This window comes from Paenibacillus peoriae KCTC 3763 (genome assembly GCF_000236805.1).
Classification (GTDB): domain Bacteria; phylum Bacillota; class Bacilli; order Paenibacillales; family Paenibacillaceae; genus Paenibacillus; species Paenibacillus peoriae.
Map to the genome: position 1 here is coordinate 20,882 of NZ_AGFX01000010.1, position 16,146 is coordinate 37,027.

Sequence of the window (16,146 nt, forward strand, 5' to 3'; positions counted from 1 at the left end):
ACTACGCATAGTACAGGGGTTGAAATGTATGTACAGTAAAATTGTAGCGATCAACGATGCCTGGGTGGAGCCAGGCATGGACCATCAGGTGCTGGATGCCAACAGCCGTTATTACGGCGGGGTGATCGATGATGAGAACGGAATCGCCTGGCCTAATCATTCGGTCGGTACACCTGCGGCGATGGCAATCTGGACGGCTGCGCTCGTCAATCCGGATTCTGTCTTTTACCGGAATAAGGATGTACTTACCCGGCTTGAGCTGGCGGCCCAGTATATGCTGCGTGTGCAGCATGAGGACGGCTCTATTTCGCCGGGCTGGACCAATTTTCACTCGCCGCCGGATACAGCGTTCGTGGTCGTGGGCTACGCTCAGGTCTATCAGCTGCTGGTTGGGGACAACTGGCTTGAGCTGAGCCAGGTGACTGATGCGATGCGCTTGTTTCTGGAGCGGACGATTCCGGTTATGCTGACCGGAGGCTGCCATACGCCAAACCACCGTTGGGTACTGTGTGCTGCCCTGGGCTTTCTGCATGAACTGTTCGATCTGCCTGAGGCGCTTGCGCGGGCCGAAGCATGGTTGGCAGAAGGGCTGGACGGGACGCCGGACGGAGAATGGACGGAGCGCAGCAACGGGATTTATAATGCCGTCAGCGATATAATGCTGATTCATGCTGCCCGTTTATTGAAGCACCCGGAGCTATTAGAGCCAGTGCGCCGTAATTTGCACATGATGGTGTATCTTGTCCACCCCGATGGCGAAGTGGTCACGGAGTATTCAGGGAGGCAGGATTTCGGTGTGAAGCTGAATCTATCCTCTTATCTTCTCCCGTATGCCATGCTGGCTACGGAGGATAAAGATGCCATATTCGAAGCGATGGCTGACGCCGCCATTCAAGTCATGGATCATCCGGGCGGTGCTCCAATCAATGCGGCTGTACGCTTTTTGCTAGATCCGCGCTTGCAAACTCGCGAAGTAGCGCCAGCCCCATTACCAGTCAGCTATAACAAGCTGCTGAACGGAGATTTTCCAAGGGAGGATTATCTGAGCCGGATGGATGAGGCAGGGCATCACCAGCAAATCTATCATAGCCGTCTGCATACAGATTTTGGTGCTCCAGTCGTTCGCTATCGACAGCAGGACACCAGTGTGACCCTAATGACCGAGGTTTCATCGTTCCTGTCACTGCGGCATGGAGATGCACGACTGCTGGCAGTACAGGCTGCATCGTATTTCTCGCCCGGGTTTGTACCGATGCAAGAGTTGACAGCTCACGAAACAGGCTGGACACTGTCAGGTCATCAGGCCAAAGGCTACTATGGTCCTGTAGCTGCTTCGGATTTGCCGCCCACCTCGCAGGAGGAGGTCAGCCCGTGGTATCTGCTGCCACATCACAAACGGCCGTTAACCCATGAGCAGCAGCACGATATACGGATCGATGTGGAGCGTGAGGAGGATGTATGGAGGCTGCGTTTTCGCTCAGAGGGTCCGGCGGACTGCATGACCCAGATCAGTTTTGTTTTTGGACGTGAAGGAAGATTTACTTGCGGAGAGTACAGGCAGGTGAATGAAACGGTACAATGCTGGACTGGCGGCACAGCCCGTTATGAATCGGGGAATGCTTGGCTGGAACTAACGGGAACAGCCATGGAGCATACGGCTGCTTCGGTTCGGGGGGCTGCTCATCCTGTGGATTGCTGCACGCTGCTGGTCAATTGGATGGCGCCGTTTGATAAGACGATCAGTATTCGCATGTCGCCTTTGCCTGTGAGTGAAGCCTGAAGTATAATAAACATCTATTTTCCGGGGATGAGGCCGATTCTCGGGGAACAGGTGTTTTTTTGTGTTTTCATGTATACGGAGGTAGAGCGCTTCCATTGAGCTTGAAGCCATTGTAGTGTACACTGTCCAGAACAGGTGTAAATTGGAACGTCAGGAAAGCTGGACGGTTGCAAAGGAGGAAATTACATACATGTACGCCCGTTTAAGATCGTTAAATTATCCTGTAAAAGGGTATGTTTTTATCGTATTGGCCGTATGCTCAGTGATCAGCACTTTATGGATCATTAACGTACAGCTGCCCTCAGGGGGGCGCCCTTATTTTTTTATATGGTGGAATATGATGTTAGCCTGGATTCCCATGATTCTGACCCTGCTGCTGGATGTCATTCATTGTTCCTGGAGAAGGGGAACGAGGACGTTTTTGCTGTGGGTGACAGGGGCGGCATGGCTCTTGTTTTATCCCAATACGCCCTATTTAATTACAGATTTGCTGCATGTATTCGCCAACTATCCATTTCTTGAGGAGCCACGCTTCTGGGGAAATCCGTATTTCTGGAATCATGTACTGGGGATGCTGCTGGTAGCTGTCCTTGGCCTGACGATGGGCTTTGTATCGCTTGAATCCATACGACAGCTGGTACAACGTGCACGTGGCGGGCTTGTAAGCTGGCTGTTTGTGGTGGCAGTCCTGTTGTTGAGCAGTCTGGGTATATACATCGGCCGTTTCTTTCGCGGAAATACGTGGGATATTGTTTCTGCACCTTCCCAACTGTATGAACAGGTATCTTCTATATGGGCGGACTCCCTGCAGCGGGCTCACTTTATAGAGTTTACCGGGCTGGTATTCGTTATTTTGCTGGTCAGCTATATGTCCACGATGTGTATCATCTGGATGGGTAACAGCTGCCGGAATGAATGGCGCAACTGGTAATTTGGATGCGCCTGCATGTTGTATAGACATCTTAAAATGTAAAGCAAAGGAGGAGCAGCTACAATGAACGGACAAAACCGATCCAATATCCGTGCTGGTCTTGAAGTGGATATTGTGCTTAAAAAAGATCAGCCCACCGGTAAGCTGACGCGAGGAACGGTGAAGGATATCCTGACCAATTCCCCACGTCATCCGCATGGAATCAAAGTGCGTTTGACAGATGGGCAGGTTGGGCGGGTTAAACATATTGTAACGAATGATGGCTAGAGCTAGCAGGGCTCTGGGCTATATTCGTGTTATGGGATGGCTGCTGAGATGAAGAGTGGCTGCATCCATGTAGCTGTCCAGCAGCCGCTCAAAAATGCGGTCCCACGTCTGCTCCAGGCTGTAGGCTCTGCCTGCTATGGACATAGAGCGGCGCAGCGGGGCATCCTCGTACAACAGATGTACAGCTTCAGCGAAGGCAGCCACATCCCCGGCAGGACACAATAGACCAGTTTTTCCGTGAATTAAATTATCTTTTACTCCACCTTCATCGGCACCGACCACGGGAGTACCGCTTGCCATGGCCTCCAGTACGACGTTGCCAAAGGTTTCGGTGGTGGAGGGGAAGAGAAATACGTCGGCTGCGGCGTATAACTCAGCCAATTCTCGCCCTTTTACAAAGCCTAGCCAGTGGACTGCATGTTCCGGCAGTCCCATGTCTGCGGCCGTCTTTGCCTTGTGTAATGGACCATCTCCTGCAATGACCAACACCGAGGCGGCACGGACATCGCCGGGCAACTGGAGATAGGTATCTAGTAGCGTGTCTATTCCCTTTTCCGGTGCAAGTCTGCCGACATATAAAATAACAAATGCATCTGCACGAACGCCCCATTTGTTCCATACCGCATGACGATCTACCTTTGGCTGGAAGTGATCGGTATCAATTCCTCTGCCCCAGATTTCGAGTTGGCTCATTCCCTTATTACGCAACAACTCCATGGTTGACCGAGAAGGAACATACACTCTTTCGCAATGTCTGTGAAACCAAAGCATGTATTTCCATAAGGCAGGTTCAAGCCAGCGAAGCTTGTAATATTCGAGGTATTTATCAAAATGGGTATGGTATGAGGCAACGAGTGGAATATGGTGTCTGGCAGCGTAGCTTGTTCCATAAAGGCCAAGGTTAAATGGAGTAGCGACATGAATCAGATGTGGTGAAAAGGCTGACAAGCGCTCATTGATCTGTTTGGCGTTGGGGATCGCAAGTCTGCATTCCCGGTACAGCAAAAAGGGAATGCTCCGTAGCCGCTCCACACCCGGTCCCGAGGGCAGATGACTGTCTGCCTCCGGTGCGAAGACGAGTGTAGATACCCCATGTGTCTCCAGATAGCCAATCCATCGTTGCAGTGTCAGGGCAGCGCCATTGACGTCAGGCGCATACGTATCGGTAAATAACGCGACTCGAAGCATGCCTTCATTCCTCCTCCGCCATTCTCATTTATCCTATGACGTTTCAGGGGAGTCCGCTTGGAGGCTCCGGCTTTAATTATGTCATGATTTTGTTTGCGGGCTTGCCGGGTTTTGTAAAAGCTGGCCCGCGGACGGGCGTTTTTCTCGGAGCATTTCATAAATATTCCTTGTTGACGTTTGTTTTGGGTAATAATAAGGCATAGACTTTATTTTGAAATTTCATTATAGTAATTCGGTATGAATAAATTTGAAGGGTAAGCAGGAGGGATGGCTTTGGCTTTTGGAGCACGGGTGTTAAAAACGGGAATCGCGGTGACGCTCGCCCTTTTTCTGAGCATGCTTTTGAACACCCATTCGCCTGTAGGGGCAGCGATAGCCGCTATTTTTGCCATGCAGCCGTCGATATACAGGTCGTGGCGTTATTTTCTGGATCAGCTCCAAACAAGCACACTAGGTGCAATTATGGCGTTGCTGGGCGGAATGGTATTTTCGAATGAGCCGATTGCGGTCGGATTGGTGTGTGTGCTGGTCCTTATGATATGTCTGAAACTAAATATGGCAGATACGGTTGGATTAACACTGGTTACCGTTGTTTCGGTAATGGAGGCGTCGGGGGACTGGAAATTTGCGGTGACCCGTTTTGTGCTTACTTTAATCGGGATTATTTCTGCTTTTGTTATTAATATTACGGTGTTTCCTCCGAAACCAAAACGGCAGTTTATCAGTCAGATTCAAAGCGTTTTTAACAGCATGTCCTTGCTGCTGCGGACTGCCATTTCCGATGAAATTAAAGAGTCTGTCTTTAAAGAGGAAAAAGGGAAGCTGGAGAGTGCGATCAAGTCGCTGTCGGATAAGTACCATTTGTTCGAGGAAGAGCAGAAGAAGCTTAAGCGCTCCCGGTTCAGTCAGACGAGACAAATGGTAGTATACAAGCAAATGCTCGAAAGCTTGCACAAAGGGTACGAAGTGCTGGATGCGGTGGAAAGGCACTACTTTCAATCTTTACGACCAGAGGGAACGGATGCGTTTTTTGATGGTCACCTGGAGCAGCTAATCCGGTTTCATGAGCATGCGCTGCTGAAATTTGAAAACAAGCTCAAACCGAACGAGGACGAGAGTGAGCTGTTTCAGCAGACGAACAGTGAATTTATGAAGCATGCGATTACACGTTTTGACCATTGTCAGGAGGGAATGCTGCGTCTCTCCATTGTGGCTGCGGCCATGTACGACTATGGTCACCAGTTGGAGCGGCTGAGCAGGCTGGCCGATCATATTCATCCTGTGGAAGAGAGCAGATAGCGATTAATCCAAAAGCAAAAGCGACCGTATGCATCGATCAGATGAACGGTCGCTTTTTATGTAATGAATTCAGGTATCGAAGAAGAGGTTACACGAACTTGTAGAAGTCTATAAAAAGAATACAAAAAAAGCCCGCTGGTTGCGAACAGGGACTGAACTTGCTACAATAGAGAATGCTATGTTTTAGGATAAAACATAATTGTAAATTGTAATCTGCACATCTTATTACAGTATAGCATACTTCAAAGAGTTAGTCAATTTTCTCGGATCAGGGGGATGCCGCAGGTATGCCCGGGTCCATAATAGTGCATAGTTTGACGCAAGGGAGCCCTGCGTGGAGCAGGAGGAAACGGAACAGGAGTGACGCTAATGGCTACTGAGCAGCAATGGAATGAGGAGCAACGAAGAGTAGATGATGTGACCGCAGTCATCAGCGGACGTATTCGGAAGCTGGAGTCCGAGGTTGGCTCTGTGCGCGGAGATGTCGTAGATATGCGGAAGGATTTTTGGGATGAGGTAACGATCAATTTTAGTGAGGCGGATGATGTGGGCGAGACGTCCACCAGCTTGCGTCAGCAGTCTGAGATTTTGTCCGAACGCGAGCGCAGACACAAGCATTCCACTGAGGCGTTAGGCCGGTTAAAAAAGCTGCTCGAATCACCCTATTTTGCACGTATTGATTTTGCTGAGCAAGGTCAGGCGGCGGAACGTATTTATCTCGGGATCGCCTCCCTGCTGGATGACCAGGACGAGGAATTTCTGATCTATGACTGGCGTGCGCCTATTTCCAATCTCTATTACGATCATATGCCGGGTCCCGCTTCTTATAAGAATCCGGCAGGTGAGATGGAAGGAGAACTGACGCTCAAGCGCCAATTCTCTATCCGTGATGGACAGATTCGTTTTATGTTCGATACAGGGGTAACGATTGGGGACGAGCTTCTTCAGGCGGTATTGAGCCGCAGCTCGGATGCCCAAATGAAGAGTATTGTTGCCACTATCCAAAAGGAGCAGAATCGCATCATCCGTAATGATCGAAGCCGGATGCTCATTGTGCAGGGGGCAGCAGGAAGCGGTAAAACATCCGCTGCGCTTCAGAGAGTTGCGTATTTGCTATATAAGTATCGTGATCGTTTACGTGCGGATCAGGTCGTGCTATTTTCGCCGAACCCAATGTTTAACAGCTATGTTTCAACGGTATTGCCTGAACTGGGTGAGGAAAATATGCTACAGGCTACTTTTCAGGAATACTTGGAGCGGCGCCTGGGCCGGGAATTTCAGCTGGAAGATCCTTTTGAGCAGCTGGAATATGTGCTTTCAGCATCGTCACAGCCTGAGTATGAAGCGAGAATGGAAGGTATTCGCTTTAAGTCGTCAAAGACGTTTTTACGTGTGATCACGGGCTACAAGGCATATTTGGAACAGGAAGGAATGCATTTTAAACCCGTCCGCTTCCAGGGGCGCGAGGTGATTTCGGTAGAGCAGATGGCCCGCAAGTTTTATGAGTTTGATCCTGCTGTACGGCTGGCAAACCGACTGGAGCTGCTAAGAGAATGGATGCTCAAGGAGCTGGCCCGCTTCGGTAAGGAGGAATGCTCCGCACCATGGGTGGATCAGCAGATGGATTTGATGGAGCCGGAGGATTATCAGCGTGCATATAATCGTATGCGCCGTAAATCGAAGAACAAGGGCGATACGTTCGATGATTTTACACGTGAGCGGGAAATATTGGCGCGCATGGTGGTGAGTGGCCGCTTGAAGCCATTGCGCAAATGGATCAAGGCGCTTCGCTTTGTGGACACCACCCGTTTATACGGCGAGCTGTTCCTGAATGAGAAGCTGCTTGACCAACTGGCGGATCATGCGGAGCTGCCTGGCAGCTGGAGTGAAATTAGTCGGCAAACGCTGGAGCGTATGCAGGCCGGGGAACTGGCGTATGAGGATGTAACGCCCTTTTTATATCTGCGCGAGCTGATGCTTGGCTTCCGGTCCAATAGCAACATCCGTCACGTGTTTATTGATGAGGCACAGGACTATTCACCCTTCCAGCTGGCCTTTTTCAAACGCCTGTTTCCGCAGGCAAAAATGACGGCATTGGGCGATTTTAATCAGGCGATCTATGCCCATGCCTCGGTGCTTCAGGATGCGGAGCCATTGTATGATCTGTATGGAGCAGAACAAACCGAGATGATTTCCCTGACACGCAGCTATCGCTCTACACAGGAAATTGTGGAGTTTACCCGCGGGATGGTAGCTGGGGGCGAGCATATCATACCGTTCAACCGCAAGGGGGAGAAGCCGCGTGTAACCGAGGTGCGTTCGCGTGAACAACTGCATCAACGGATTGTCGGGAATATCACGGAATTGTTGGTGGAAGGCTATGAATCCATCGCAGTCATCTGTAAAAATGCCGATGAAAGCGCAGCAGCCCACGAAGCGCTGGAAGCACGATTGCCAATGAAGCCAAAATTGATCAAGAAAACAACCCCTGCCTTTGAAAAGGGGATTCATATCATTCCAGCCTACCTGGCAAAAGGCGTGGAGTTTGATGCGGTTCTGATCTATGACGGATCAGCTGAGCAATATCGACGTGAAAGTGAACGCAAGCTGTTTTACACCGCCTGTACAAGAGCGATGCATTTGCTGCATGTCTATACACTGGGCGAGATTACACCCTTTATAAGCTCGCAGGCATCGAATACGTATATCTATGAATTAGAAGAAGATAAGTGAGCCCATTCTATAAGGGACATTGTTGGTCATACAGCGGGGTGAATGCCACAAAATGCTGCACGATGTTCGGATTCATCGAGGACCGACTGGCATAATTGTGTGTATTCCAGTAACATAAGCAAATAAGCAAAACAGGCAAGAAGTAAAAACGGAGGTTACAAACGTAATGGACATGAAGAGTAGATTTCAACGCCCGCCGCTGGCGAACTGTGTACCCGAGCTGGTGGCTACAGCGAGAGGTGAACGCAAGGCATCGCTGGTTATCCGCGAAGGAACGCTGGTGAATGTGGTATCGGGCGAGTTGCTGCCGGGCATGTCTATTGCTGTGCAAGGTTCTCGTATCGCATACGTCGGTCGGGACGTCAGTCATACGATCGGCGAGGACACTGTAATCATTGAAGCGGAAGGCCGCTATATGGCACCGGGATTGCTGGACGGACATTGTCACATCGAAAGCACGCAGCTCACCGTAACCGAATTCGCGAAGGCTGTACTGCCGCTGGGTGTGACGGGCGGCTTTTTTGACCCGCATGAAATTTCCAATGTACTGGGTCTAAAAGGGCTTCGTCTGATGCTGGACGAAGCACGCACCACGCCGCTGGCTGCTTACATGCAAGTGGCTTCCTGCGTGCCGTCCACCGGGCCGGAGCTGGAAACGACAGGTGCCTCCTTCGGCCCGGCGGAAGTCGCAGAGGCGTTAAGCTGGGGCCCGGATATGATCGGGCTCGGCGAAGTCATGAATTTCCCTGGCGTCGTCTATGGAGACGATGTAATGATCGGGGAAATTCAGGCCACGCTGCGCGCGGGCAAGGTAGCGGACGGCCATTTTACATGGGCCTCCGATGATTGGCGGCTGCCGGTCTATGCAGCCGCGGGAATTACGGGCGATCACGAATGTGTTACGCCCGAGGATGTGGCCGAGCGTATCCGGCTCGGCATGTATGCCAAAATGCGGCAGGGCTCCGCATGGCATGATGTGGCCGAGACGATTCGCGCCAGCACGGAAATGGGCCTCGATACGCGCCGCATGATGCTGGTGACGGATGATCGCAGCGCGGAATCCCTGCTCCATGAGGGGCAGATGGATTTTGTCGTGCGTCATGCCATTGCGCAGGGTGTCAAGCCCGTGACCGCATTTCAAATGGCGACGCTGAATACGGCAGAACGCTTCGGCGTAGCCCGGGACATCGGCTCGATCATTCCGGGTGCGATTGCCGATATTATTTTGCTGGATGGCCGACTGGCCGAGGTGAACGTGACGGCCACCATTGCAGCAGGCCAACTGGTAGCCGAGTACGGCCAAATGGTCGCTGACTGGGAGAGCTTCGTGTATCCTGCAGAAGTGATGGACACGGTCAATCTGGGGCACGAGCTGAATACTGCGGATTTCCGCATTGCGGCTCCAGTACAGGAGGGGAATGTACCTGTACGGGTGATTCGTGTCACGGAAAATCACGTGGACACGAAGGAAGTACGGATGACGGTTCCCGTCCATGGAGGGGAAGTCACGGCAGATCCCGCGCAGGATTTGTGCAAAATAGCCGTTTTCGAGCGGCATCACGCCAGTGGCAGCCACGCGGTGGCGCTCGTGACAGGCGTCGGTTTCACCGAGCCGGCCGCAATTGCCATGACCGTGGCGCATGACAGTCACAATCTGCTCGTCATTGGTAACGATGACGAGCTTATGACCCAGGCGGCCAAGCAGGCCGTCGCCATGCGTGGCGGCGTGGTGGTCGTGTCCGCCTCGAGCGAGACGCGCTTCCCGCTGCCTATCGCGGGGCTGATGTCCCCGGCCCCGTTTGCAGAGGTGGCTGCGCAGTCCGAGAGCATCAGCCGGGCACTTCAGCAATCCGGCTGCATGCTGAACAACGCGCTGATGACACTGTCGTTGCTCGCGCTGGTCGTTATCCCTGAAATCCGCTTGTCGGATCAGGGACTTGTCGTAATTGGAGCGGATGGGATTCGCAAGGTGTCTCTTTTCGTGGAAGAGGATGCAGCGGAAGCCTGATAGAACACGTAGCCGGGGGCTGTCCCAAAGGTCTGTCAAGACCCTGGGGATAGCCCCTGTTTTCTGTATAAAAGGTTATCTTTGATTCCTTAATTCATGTGCGGGGAGCGGTGAGCAATGCATAAGTATTATCGCTCATTAGAAAAAATGGCTTATCAAGCCTCGATTACCGGGGAAGACTGGGACCGGTTTGTAGAGCGAACGCGTGAGAAGCATGTGCAGCAGGGAACGTATCTCATTGAAACGGGTGAGCCTGTGAAGCATGCTTATTTTTGCTCAGAAGGGCTATTCCGTTTGTTCTATACCTTGACCGATGGCAGAGAGTATAATGTTGGTTTTTCACCAGAGGACGATTACGTGACCTCTTACGGGGCTATGGTCAAGGAGGAAGCCTCGACCTTTACGATCGAAGCTATGGAAGATTCGGTTGTGATTGAGATTCCGTATAACATGTTAAAGGGGCTCATGGATACAAGCCATATGTGGGAAAGATTCGTGCGTAAAAGTGTAGAGAGGCTTTATATTCGAAAAGAGGAACGGGAACGCGAATTATTGTATCTTTCTGCTAAGGAGCGTTATCATGCTTTTCTTCTCAAATACCCCGGATTGGACAAGCGAATTGCACAGTATCATATCGCTTCGTACATAGGTATATCCCCTGTATCACTTAGCCGTTTGCTCCGTAGCGATCCGCATTAACCTATGTTAATGCGGATTTGCATACAGCAGCGTACAATAATGATAAATTCAGTTCAAGCTACACCAAAAAGGAGACAGACATATGCGGTATATGATGATTGTATTATTGGAATTTTACCCTTCCTGGTTGGCTTTGCCTCGGGAAGAACGTCGGAGGTATGCGGGGGCTCTGCAAGCTACCATTCAGAAATATAGCGAGCATGTACAGGTTCGTTTTTTTGATGCAGAAGCACTGCCAGGAAAGGACTATACCGATTTTGTCGTATGCGAAACGGAAGACATGAAGCAATATCACTATATGTGGGAAGAAATTCGTGACTCTCAGCCGTATACTAAGGGGTATATAAAGATTAAAGATGTGGTTATGGGCATGGAAAATGCTTTCCAGTCCTATGAGTCAGAAGTATTGCAGATAGATAAATGAACACAAAAACGAAGTAGGCAGAATGGTGCTGTACAAGCGAAGCACCATCTGCCTGCGGAGTGGCACGATAGGTAACTTTTAAATTCACCTTTTACCTTTTTACGCTGGCTTCATTCATGTCCGTTACATAGGGGGCTACTGTAAATGCCTGATCCGTTTCGTGCTGCTTACGGTATTGTGAAGGGGTCAGACCGTTCCATTTTTTAAAGGTCGCGATAAAATAGCTCAAATTATCAAAGCCCACATCCAGTGCAATATCGACCACCTTGCGGTCGCTTTGCTCCAGCAGTCTGCAAGCCTTTTGAACCCGATGATAATTGATGTATTCAACCGGACTTTTCTGCACCATCTGCTTGAAAAAACGGCAAAAATGCCCCTCGCTCATCCCGACTTCATCAGCGATCTCGCGCAAACGAATGGCTTCATGGGCATGAGTGTTGATGTACGCCAGTGCTTTTTTGATCCATTCCACCTTATTGCGTTGACCTGCCATGATGACGTCCTCTCCGTTAGCGGGTCTCATATGTGGATACAGGCTGGCGATTATGCTGTAGAGCTGTGCTTTGGTTGTCAGCTCACGGGCAGGTATATTTTGCTCATGGCTGGTGATAATGCGCTGCAACGCAGTCAGCACCTCCTGTTCCCAGGGCTTTATCCCGCGAATGTGGGGGGGAGGGACGAGCTTTTTGCTGATCAATGGGTCAATGAACTGTGTCTGCACTGTGTCCTGTGTACGGCTGTGCAGCAAGTCAGGGTGAAACACCACAGCAGAGAATACGCAGCGCGGGCTGTTTTTCAAATATCCGGCGTGAAGCTCACCGCTATTGACAAAAAGGGCTTCACCTTCATGAACCTCCGTAAATACCATATCTGTTTGAAATACGGCGCTGCCCTGCTCCACGAGAATAAACTCCATCTCCTCATGCCAATGGGACTCCAGCACACTGTTTCCGTTTAACTGTTCTACGCTCGGATATACACTGACCGGATACATCGGATTGCCGTGAATACGGTTTTCCCGCAGCATTTCCCTCTTCAATTCAATCCCTCCTATGCTGTTCATGGATTTATAATGAAAATATCAAAATATTGATACAAAACGTCAAAATAAAAGAAGTAAACCCTTACATAAATCAATATTATTATAGTAAGGATTTCGAAAAAATCCAACAAGCGATTGGGAGTCAACAATTTTAAAGTTGAGGACGGAGGAACAAACAGATGAAATTTACAGATGGCTATTGGTTGGTTCGCAAGGGCTATGAAATACAAAATCCTGCTGAAATCCGTGATATTGTGACGGACGATGCTTCCATGACGGTATATGCGGCGACCCACCGGATTGAGCGTAAAGGAGATACACTTAATGGAGCGCTGCTCAAAGCGACCTACAGCTCGCCTATGCCGAATGTCATTCGGGTGCGTCTGTACCATCATAAAGGGCGGGTGCAAAATGGACCGGATTTTGAGATTCATACCTTGCCTACAGAAGTGGACATTGCGGTCGATGAGAACGCAGCAGTGCTGAAAAGCGGCGACTTGAGCGTGCGGGTGGAACGTGGAAAGGGCTGGGACGTAGGCTTTTATGTGGGGGATCGCAAAATCACAGGCAGTGGACATCGAGGACCTGGCTATATAACAGACCCGCAAGATGAGCCTTTTTTCCGGGAACAGCTGGAACTGGGAATCGGGGAGTATATCTATGGCCTTGGGGAGCGCTTTACTCCGTTCGTGAAAAATGGGCAAGTGGTCGATATCTGGAATGAAGACGGCGGCACCAGCAGTGAGCAAACGTACAAAAATATTCCATTTTATTTGTCCAACAAAGGATATGGCGTGTTTGTAAACCATCCGGAAAAGGTATCGTATGAGATTGCATCGGAAAATGTCTCAAAGGTACAGTTTAGCGTCTCCGGCGAATCATTGGAGTATTTTATTATCGGCGGAGCCAATCCTAAAGAGGTGCTGGACAATTACACCAAGCTGACAGGCAAACCCGCGTTGCCGCCAGCCTGGACCTTTGGTTTGTGGTTGACCACCTCGTTTACGACCGATTATGATGAGGCGACGGTGAACCATTTTGTGGACGGAATGGCTGAGCGCGATTTGCCACTTTCGGTTTTCCATTTTGACTGCTTCTGGATGAAGGAATACCAATGGTGCGATTTCCAGTGGGATCGCGATATGTTCTCGGACCCGGAAGGCATGCTGAAAAGATTAAAAGCAAAAGGCCTCAAAATATGTGCATGGATCAACCCGTATATTGCGGAAAAATCCATTTTGTTCGATGAAGGCATGGAGAAGGGCTATCTAGTCAAAACTGCCGATGGCAGCGTCTGGCAATGGGATATGTGGCAGGCGGGAATGGGGCTGGTTGACTTCACGAATCCGGCGGCCGTGGCCTGGTATCAGGATAAGCTGAAGGTGCTGGTGGATCAGGGCGTGGATTGCTTCAAAACCGACTTTGGCGAGCGTATTCCTACGGATGTCGTCTATTATGACGGCTCGGATCCGGTGAAAATGCATAACTATTACACCTATTTGTACAACAAGGCTGTATTTGATGTACTGGAGGAGAAGCTGGGTAAAAATGAAGCGGCGTTATTTGCGCGTTCTGCAACAGCCGGGGGACAGCAGTTTCCGGTCCACTGGGGTGGCGACTGCTCGTCGACGTATGAGTCGATGGCGGAATCACTGCGGGGCGGCTTATCGCTCGGCTTGAGCGGCTTCGGCTTCTGGAGCCATGATATTAGTGGGTTTGAATCAACGGCTGCGCCGGACGTGTACAAACGGTGGGTACAGTTTGGACTTTTATCGTCCCACAGCCGTCTGCACGGAAATGAATCGTATCGCGTGCCTTGGCTGTTCGATGAAGAATCGGTCGACGTGGTGCGCAGCTTTACGAAGCTTAAATGCTCACTGATGCCATACCTGTACTCGTCGGCTGTGGAATCTTCGGTGAGGGGGTTGCCGATGATGCGCGCCATGGTGCTGGAATTCCCGCAGGACCCGACCTGTGCAACGCTGGATCTGCAGTACATGCTGGGAGATTCTATCCTGGTGGCTCCAATTTTTAATAAAGAAGGAGACGTACAGTATTACGTACCAGAGGGTCAGTGGACCAACTTATTGACGAATAAAAGCGTAACGGGTGGACGCTGGGTCAACGAGCATCACGATTTTACAACCCTGCCTGTACTTGTGAAGCCGAATACGCTGCTTGCGATCGGTCATGAGGACAGCCGCCCGGATTATGATTATACGGACCAAGTGGCACTCCATTTGTTTGAACTCGGTGAAGGCCAGCAGGCTCGGACCGTTATCGTGAATACGTCAGGTCAAGAAGAGCTGACGGTCACTGCCAGCCGCAAGGATTCGACCATTACAGTGAAGGCAGAGGGGGCTGTTAAGCCTTGGTCGCTAGTTCTGCGCGGTGTCCACGAGGCTGTTCAAGTGCAAGGAGGCACCAGCCAGTCAGGGGAACAGGGTGTAATCATTACACCCGCCTCCAGCGGACAGCAGGAGCTTGTGATTCACTTGGGCTAGGTAAAGGCGCTCGTGCGCGGGTAGAAATTGCATAGTATAATTTGTATAGTATGGCGAGTGGATCGCAGAAAAGGGTTTGCCTGATTAAACTGGCAGACCCTTTTTTGCACTTGGGTTGTCCTATTAGGGGGATATTCAACTTTGATTGTGATTTGCCGTCTATGCTTGCTGGAGCAGCAGAGGTACAATATACTGCCGGAAAATATCCACAGGGGTTCGTTTCTTTTTGAATTTATCAGCGGTAACGACAACTACCATGTCATATGACGGGACGACAACAATATATTGTCCACCAAAGCCGAGTGCGTAATAATACGCTGTTTCAGTGTTTTTTGCGGTTTTGTCTAACCCTGTATCGTCCAAAAAGGAAGAGGTCCACCAGTGCCAGCCGTAAAATGCCTTTTGTGGTTTGGCGGCCGGAAGGAACGGACGAGTGGAGTAACGGACCGTCTCCGTTTGAATGAGTTGGCGTCCGTCCCAGCTTCCTTCGTTCAGATAAAGCCGTCCGAATTTGAGCATGTCCATCGGCTTGAGACGTAGCCCGAAGCCTCCGGTATGAGTGCCTTGAGGGTCGGTTTCCCAATAATAGCTTTCGATACCGAGTGGTTGGAATAATTGCTGCTCGGCGAATTCAGCCACCGTTTGTCCGGAAGCATGACGCAGTATGGTGGCCAAAAGCTGGGAACAGCCAGAGCTGTACTCCATTCGTGTACCCGGCACATCTGATAATGGCTGCGAAAGTACAAATTGTACCCAATCAGACGTTTTGCTCATGGTCGGAAAAGAATTTTGTCCGCCAAATTCCGTCCAGTTAAAGCCTGCCGACATCGTTAGCAGATGCTCAATCGTAATATCACGTTTTTGAGGGTCGCTGTCTTCAGCCAGTCTCGGGAAAAATTCGAGAATCGGCGTATCCGATTGCGGTACAAGCTGTTGGTCGATGGCTATACAGACTAATGCCGACAACACGCTTTTAGTACAGGAATTTATTTTATAGAGTTCGTTTGCGATTTCAGGCTCACGATAGTATTCCAATATCATCTTCCCCTGTTGCTCAATCAGGCAACTACGGGTTTCCAACTCGTGAAGCTCATGAATAAGCGAAGTAAGCTCCAAACTTTTCATGCAGGTCCTCCTTGAATTGAGGCTTATGGGCATACAAATACATAGTATATCATTTTAATCATTTAAATCCGACAAATAAAAGCCTGAAAACTTCAAAAAAACACGGAATTAAACGATATATAATAAGTTGACATTTTATTCAGACA

12 protein-coding genes are annotated in these 16,146 nt (G+C 50.2%); 9 read left to right on the plus strand and 3 right to left on the minus strand.

The features are described 5' to 3' along the window. Nucleotides 1-28 precede the first annotated feature (28 nt). The 3 genes from KQI_RS0102195 to KQI_RS0102205 all read left to right on the plus strand — a co-directional run bounded on the left by KQI_RS0102195 (nucleotide 29) and on the right by KQI_RS0102205 (nucleotide 2,978). The gene (locus KQI_RS0102195; protein WP_010345058.1) at nucleotides 29-1,780 is read left to right on the plus strand and encodes a hypothetical protein; all 1,752 of its coding nucleotides are present in this window, start codon (nucleotides 29-31) and stop codon (nucleotides 1,778-1,780) included. A gap of 190 nt (nucleotides 1,781-1,970) precedes the next feature. Then, complete coding sequence (locus KQI_RS0102200; protein ID WP_010345059.1) at nucleotides 1,971-2,711, plus strand: DUF1361 domain-containing protein; 741 nt, start codon at nucleotides 1,971-1,973, stop codon at nucleotides 2,709-2,711. Between the two features lie 63 nt (nucleotides 2,712-2,774). Further along, nucleotides 2,775-2,978: a YwbE family protein gene (locus KQI_RS0102205; RefSeq protein WP_010345060.1), complete on the plus strand. Its 204-nt coding sequence runs from the start codon at nucleotides 2,775-2,777 to the stop codon at nucleotides 2,976-2,978. A gap of 18 nt (nucleotides 2,979-2,996) precedes the next feature. Here KQI_RS0102205 and KQI_RS0102210 read toward each other — a convergent pair whose 3' ends face one another. After that, the gene (locus KQI_RS0102210) at nucleotides 2,997-4,166 is read right to left on the minus strand and encodes a glycosyltransferase family 4 protein (protein ID WP_010345061.1); all 1,170 of its coding nucleotides are present in this window, start codon (nucleotides 4,164-4,166) and stop codon (nucleotides 2,997-2,999) included. 267 nt (nucleotides 4,167-4,433) lie between these two features. Between KQI_RS0102210 and KQI_RS0102220 the strand changes: the two genes are divergently transcribed. From KQI_RS0102220 to KQI_RS0102240, 5 genes are all read left to right on the plus strand, one after another. Continuing rightward, entirely contained in the window at nucleotides 4,434-5,465 is a 1,032-nt protein-coding gene (locus KQI_RS0102220; protein WP_197536382.1) for an FUSC family protein, read from the plus strand. Nucleotides 5,466-5,834: 369 nt separating this feature from the next. After that, entirely contained in the window at nucleotides 5,835-8,198 is a 2,364-nt protein-coding gene (helD, locus tag KQI_RS0102225; RefSeq protein ID WP_010345064.1) for an RNA polymerase recycling motor HelD, read from the plus strand. 166 nt (nucleotides 8,199-8,364) lie between these two features. Next, nucleotides 8,365-10,206, plus strand: coding sequence for an adenine deaminase (locus KQI_RS0102230; RefSeq protein ID WP_010345065.1), 1,842 nt, complete (start codon nucleotides 8,365-8,367; stop codon nucleotides 10,204-10,206). A gap of 117 nt (nucleotides 10,207-10,323) precedes the next feature. Next, nucleotides 10,324-10,905 carry a Crp/Fnr family transcriptional regulator gene (locus tag KQI_RS0102235; RefSeq protein WP_010345066.1) on the plus strand — a complete coding sequence of 194 codons (582 nt, stop codon included), beginning with the start codon at nucleotides 10,324-10,326 and terminating at the stop codon, nucleotides 10,903-10,905. 82 nt (nucleotides 10,906-10,987) lie between these two features. Beyond that, nucleotides 10,988-11,329, plus strand: a complete 342-nt coding sequence (locus KQI_RS0102240; RefSeq protein WP_010345067.1) for a darcynin family protein — start codon at nucleotides 10,988-10,990, stop codon at nucleotides 11,327-11,329. Nucleotides 11,330-11,420: 91 nt separating this feature from the next. Here KQI_RS0102240 and KQI_RS0102245 read toward each other — a convergent pair whose 3' ends face one another. Next, nucleotides 11,421-12,368 (minus strand): AraC family transcriptional regulator, encoded by a 948-nt coding sequence (locus tag KQI_RS0102245; protein ID WP_010345069.1) that lies wholly within the window; start codon nucleotides 12,366-12,368, stop codon nucleotides 11,421-11,423. A 182-nt stretch (nucleotides 12,369-12,550) separates the two neighbouring features. Here KQI_RS0102245 and yicI point away from each other — a divergent pair, with 182 nt between their 5' ends. Beyond that, entirely contained in the window at nucleotides 12,551-14,875 is a 2,325-nt protein-coding gene (gene yicI, locus KQI_RS0102250) for an alpha-xylosidase (RefSeq protein WP_010345070.1), read from the plus strand. Between the two features lie 159 nt (nucleotides 14,876-15,034). Here yicI and KQI_RS0102255 read toward each other — a convergent pair whose 3' ends face one another. Continuing rightward, a complete protein-coding gene (locus tag KQI_RS0102255) occupies nucleotides 15,035-16,000 on the minus strand; it encodes a serine hydrolase domain-containing protein (RefSeq protein WP_010345071.1) in 966 nt (321 codons plus the stop codon). Between the last annotated feature and the right edge of the window lie 146 nt (nucleotides 16,001-16,146).

Bases quoted from the DNA above. Each gene is read 5' to 3' on its own strand.
- KQI_RS0102230 (WP_010345065.1), top strand. From the start codon at position 8,365: ATGGACATGAAGAGTAGATTTCAACGCCCGCCGCTGGCGAACTGTGTA.
- KQI_RS0102235 (WP_010345066.1), top strand. From the start codon at position 10,324: ATGCATAAGTATTATCGCTCATTAGAAAAAATGGCTTATCAAGCCTCG.
- KQI_RS0102240 (WP_010345067.1), top strand. From the start codon at position 10,988: ATGCGGTATATGATGATTGTATTATTGGAATTTTACCCTTCCTGGTTG.
- KQI_RS0102255 (WP_010345071.1), bottom strand. From the start codon at position 16,000: ATGAAAAGTTTGGAGCTTACTTCGCTTATTCATGAGCTTCACGAGTTG.
- KQI_RS0102195 (WP_010345058.1), top strand. From the start codon at position 29: ATGTACAGTAAAATTGTAGCGATCAACGATGCCTGGGTGGAGCCAGGC.
- KQI_RS0102210 (WP_010345061.1), bottom strand. From the start codon at position 4,166: ATGCTTCGAGTCGCGTTATTTACCGATACGTATGCGCCTGACGTCAAT.
- KQI_RS0102220 (WP_197536382.1), top strand. From the start codon at position 4,434: ATGGCTTTGGCTTTTGGAGCACGGGTGTTAAAAACGGGAATCGCGGTG.
- KQI_RS0102205 (WP_010345060.1), top strand. From the start codon at position 2,775: ATGAACGGACAAAACCGATCCAATATCCGTGCTGGTCTTGAAGTGGAT.
- yicI (WP_010345070.1), top strand. From the start codon at position 12,551: ATGAAATTTACAGATGGCTATTGGTTGGTTCGCAAGGGCTATGAAATA.
- helD (WP_010345064.1), top strand. From the start codon at position 5,835: ATGGCTACTGAGCAGCAATGGAATGAGGAGCAACGAAGAGTAGATGAT.
- KQI_RS0102200 (WP_010345059.1), top strand. From the start codon at position 1,971: ATGTACGCCCGTTTAAGATCGTTAAATTATCCTGTAAAAGGGTATGTT.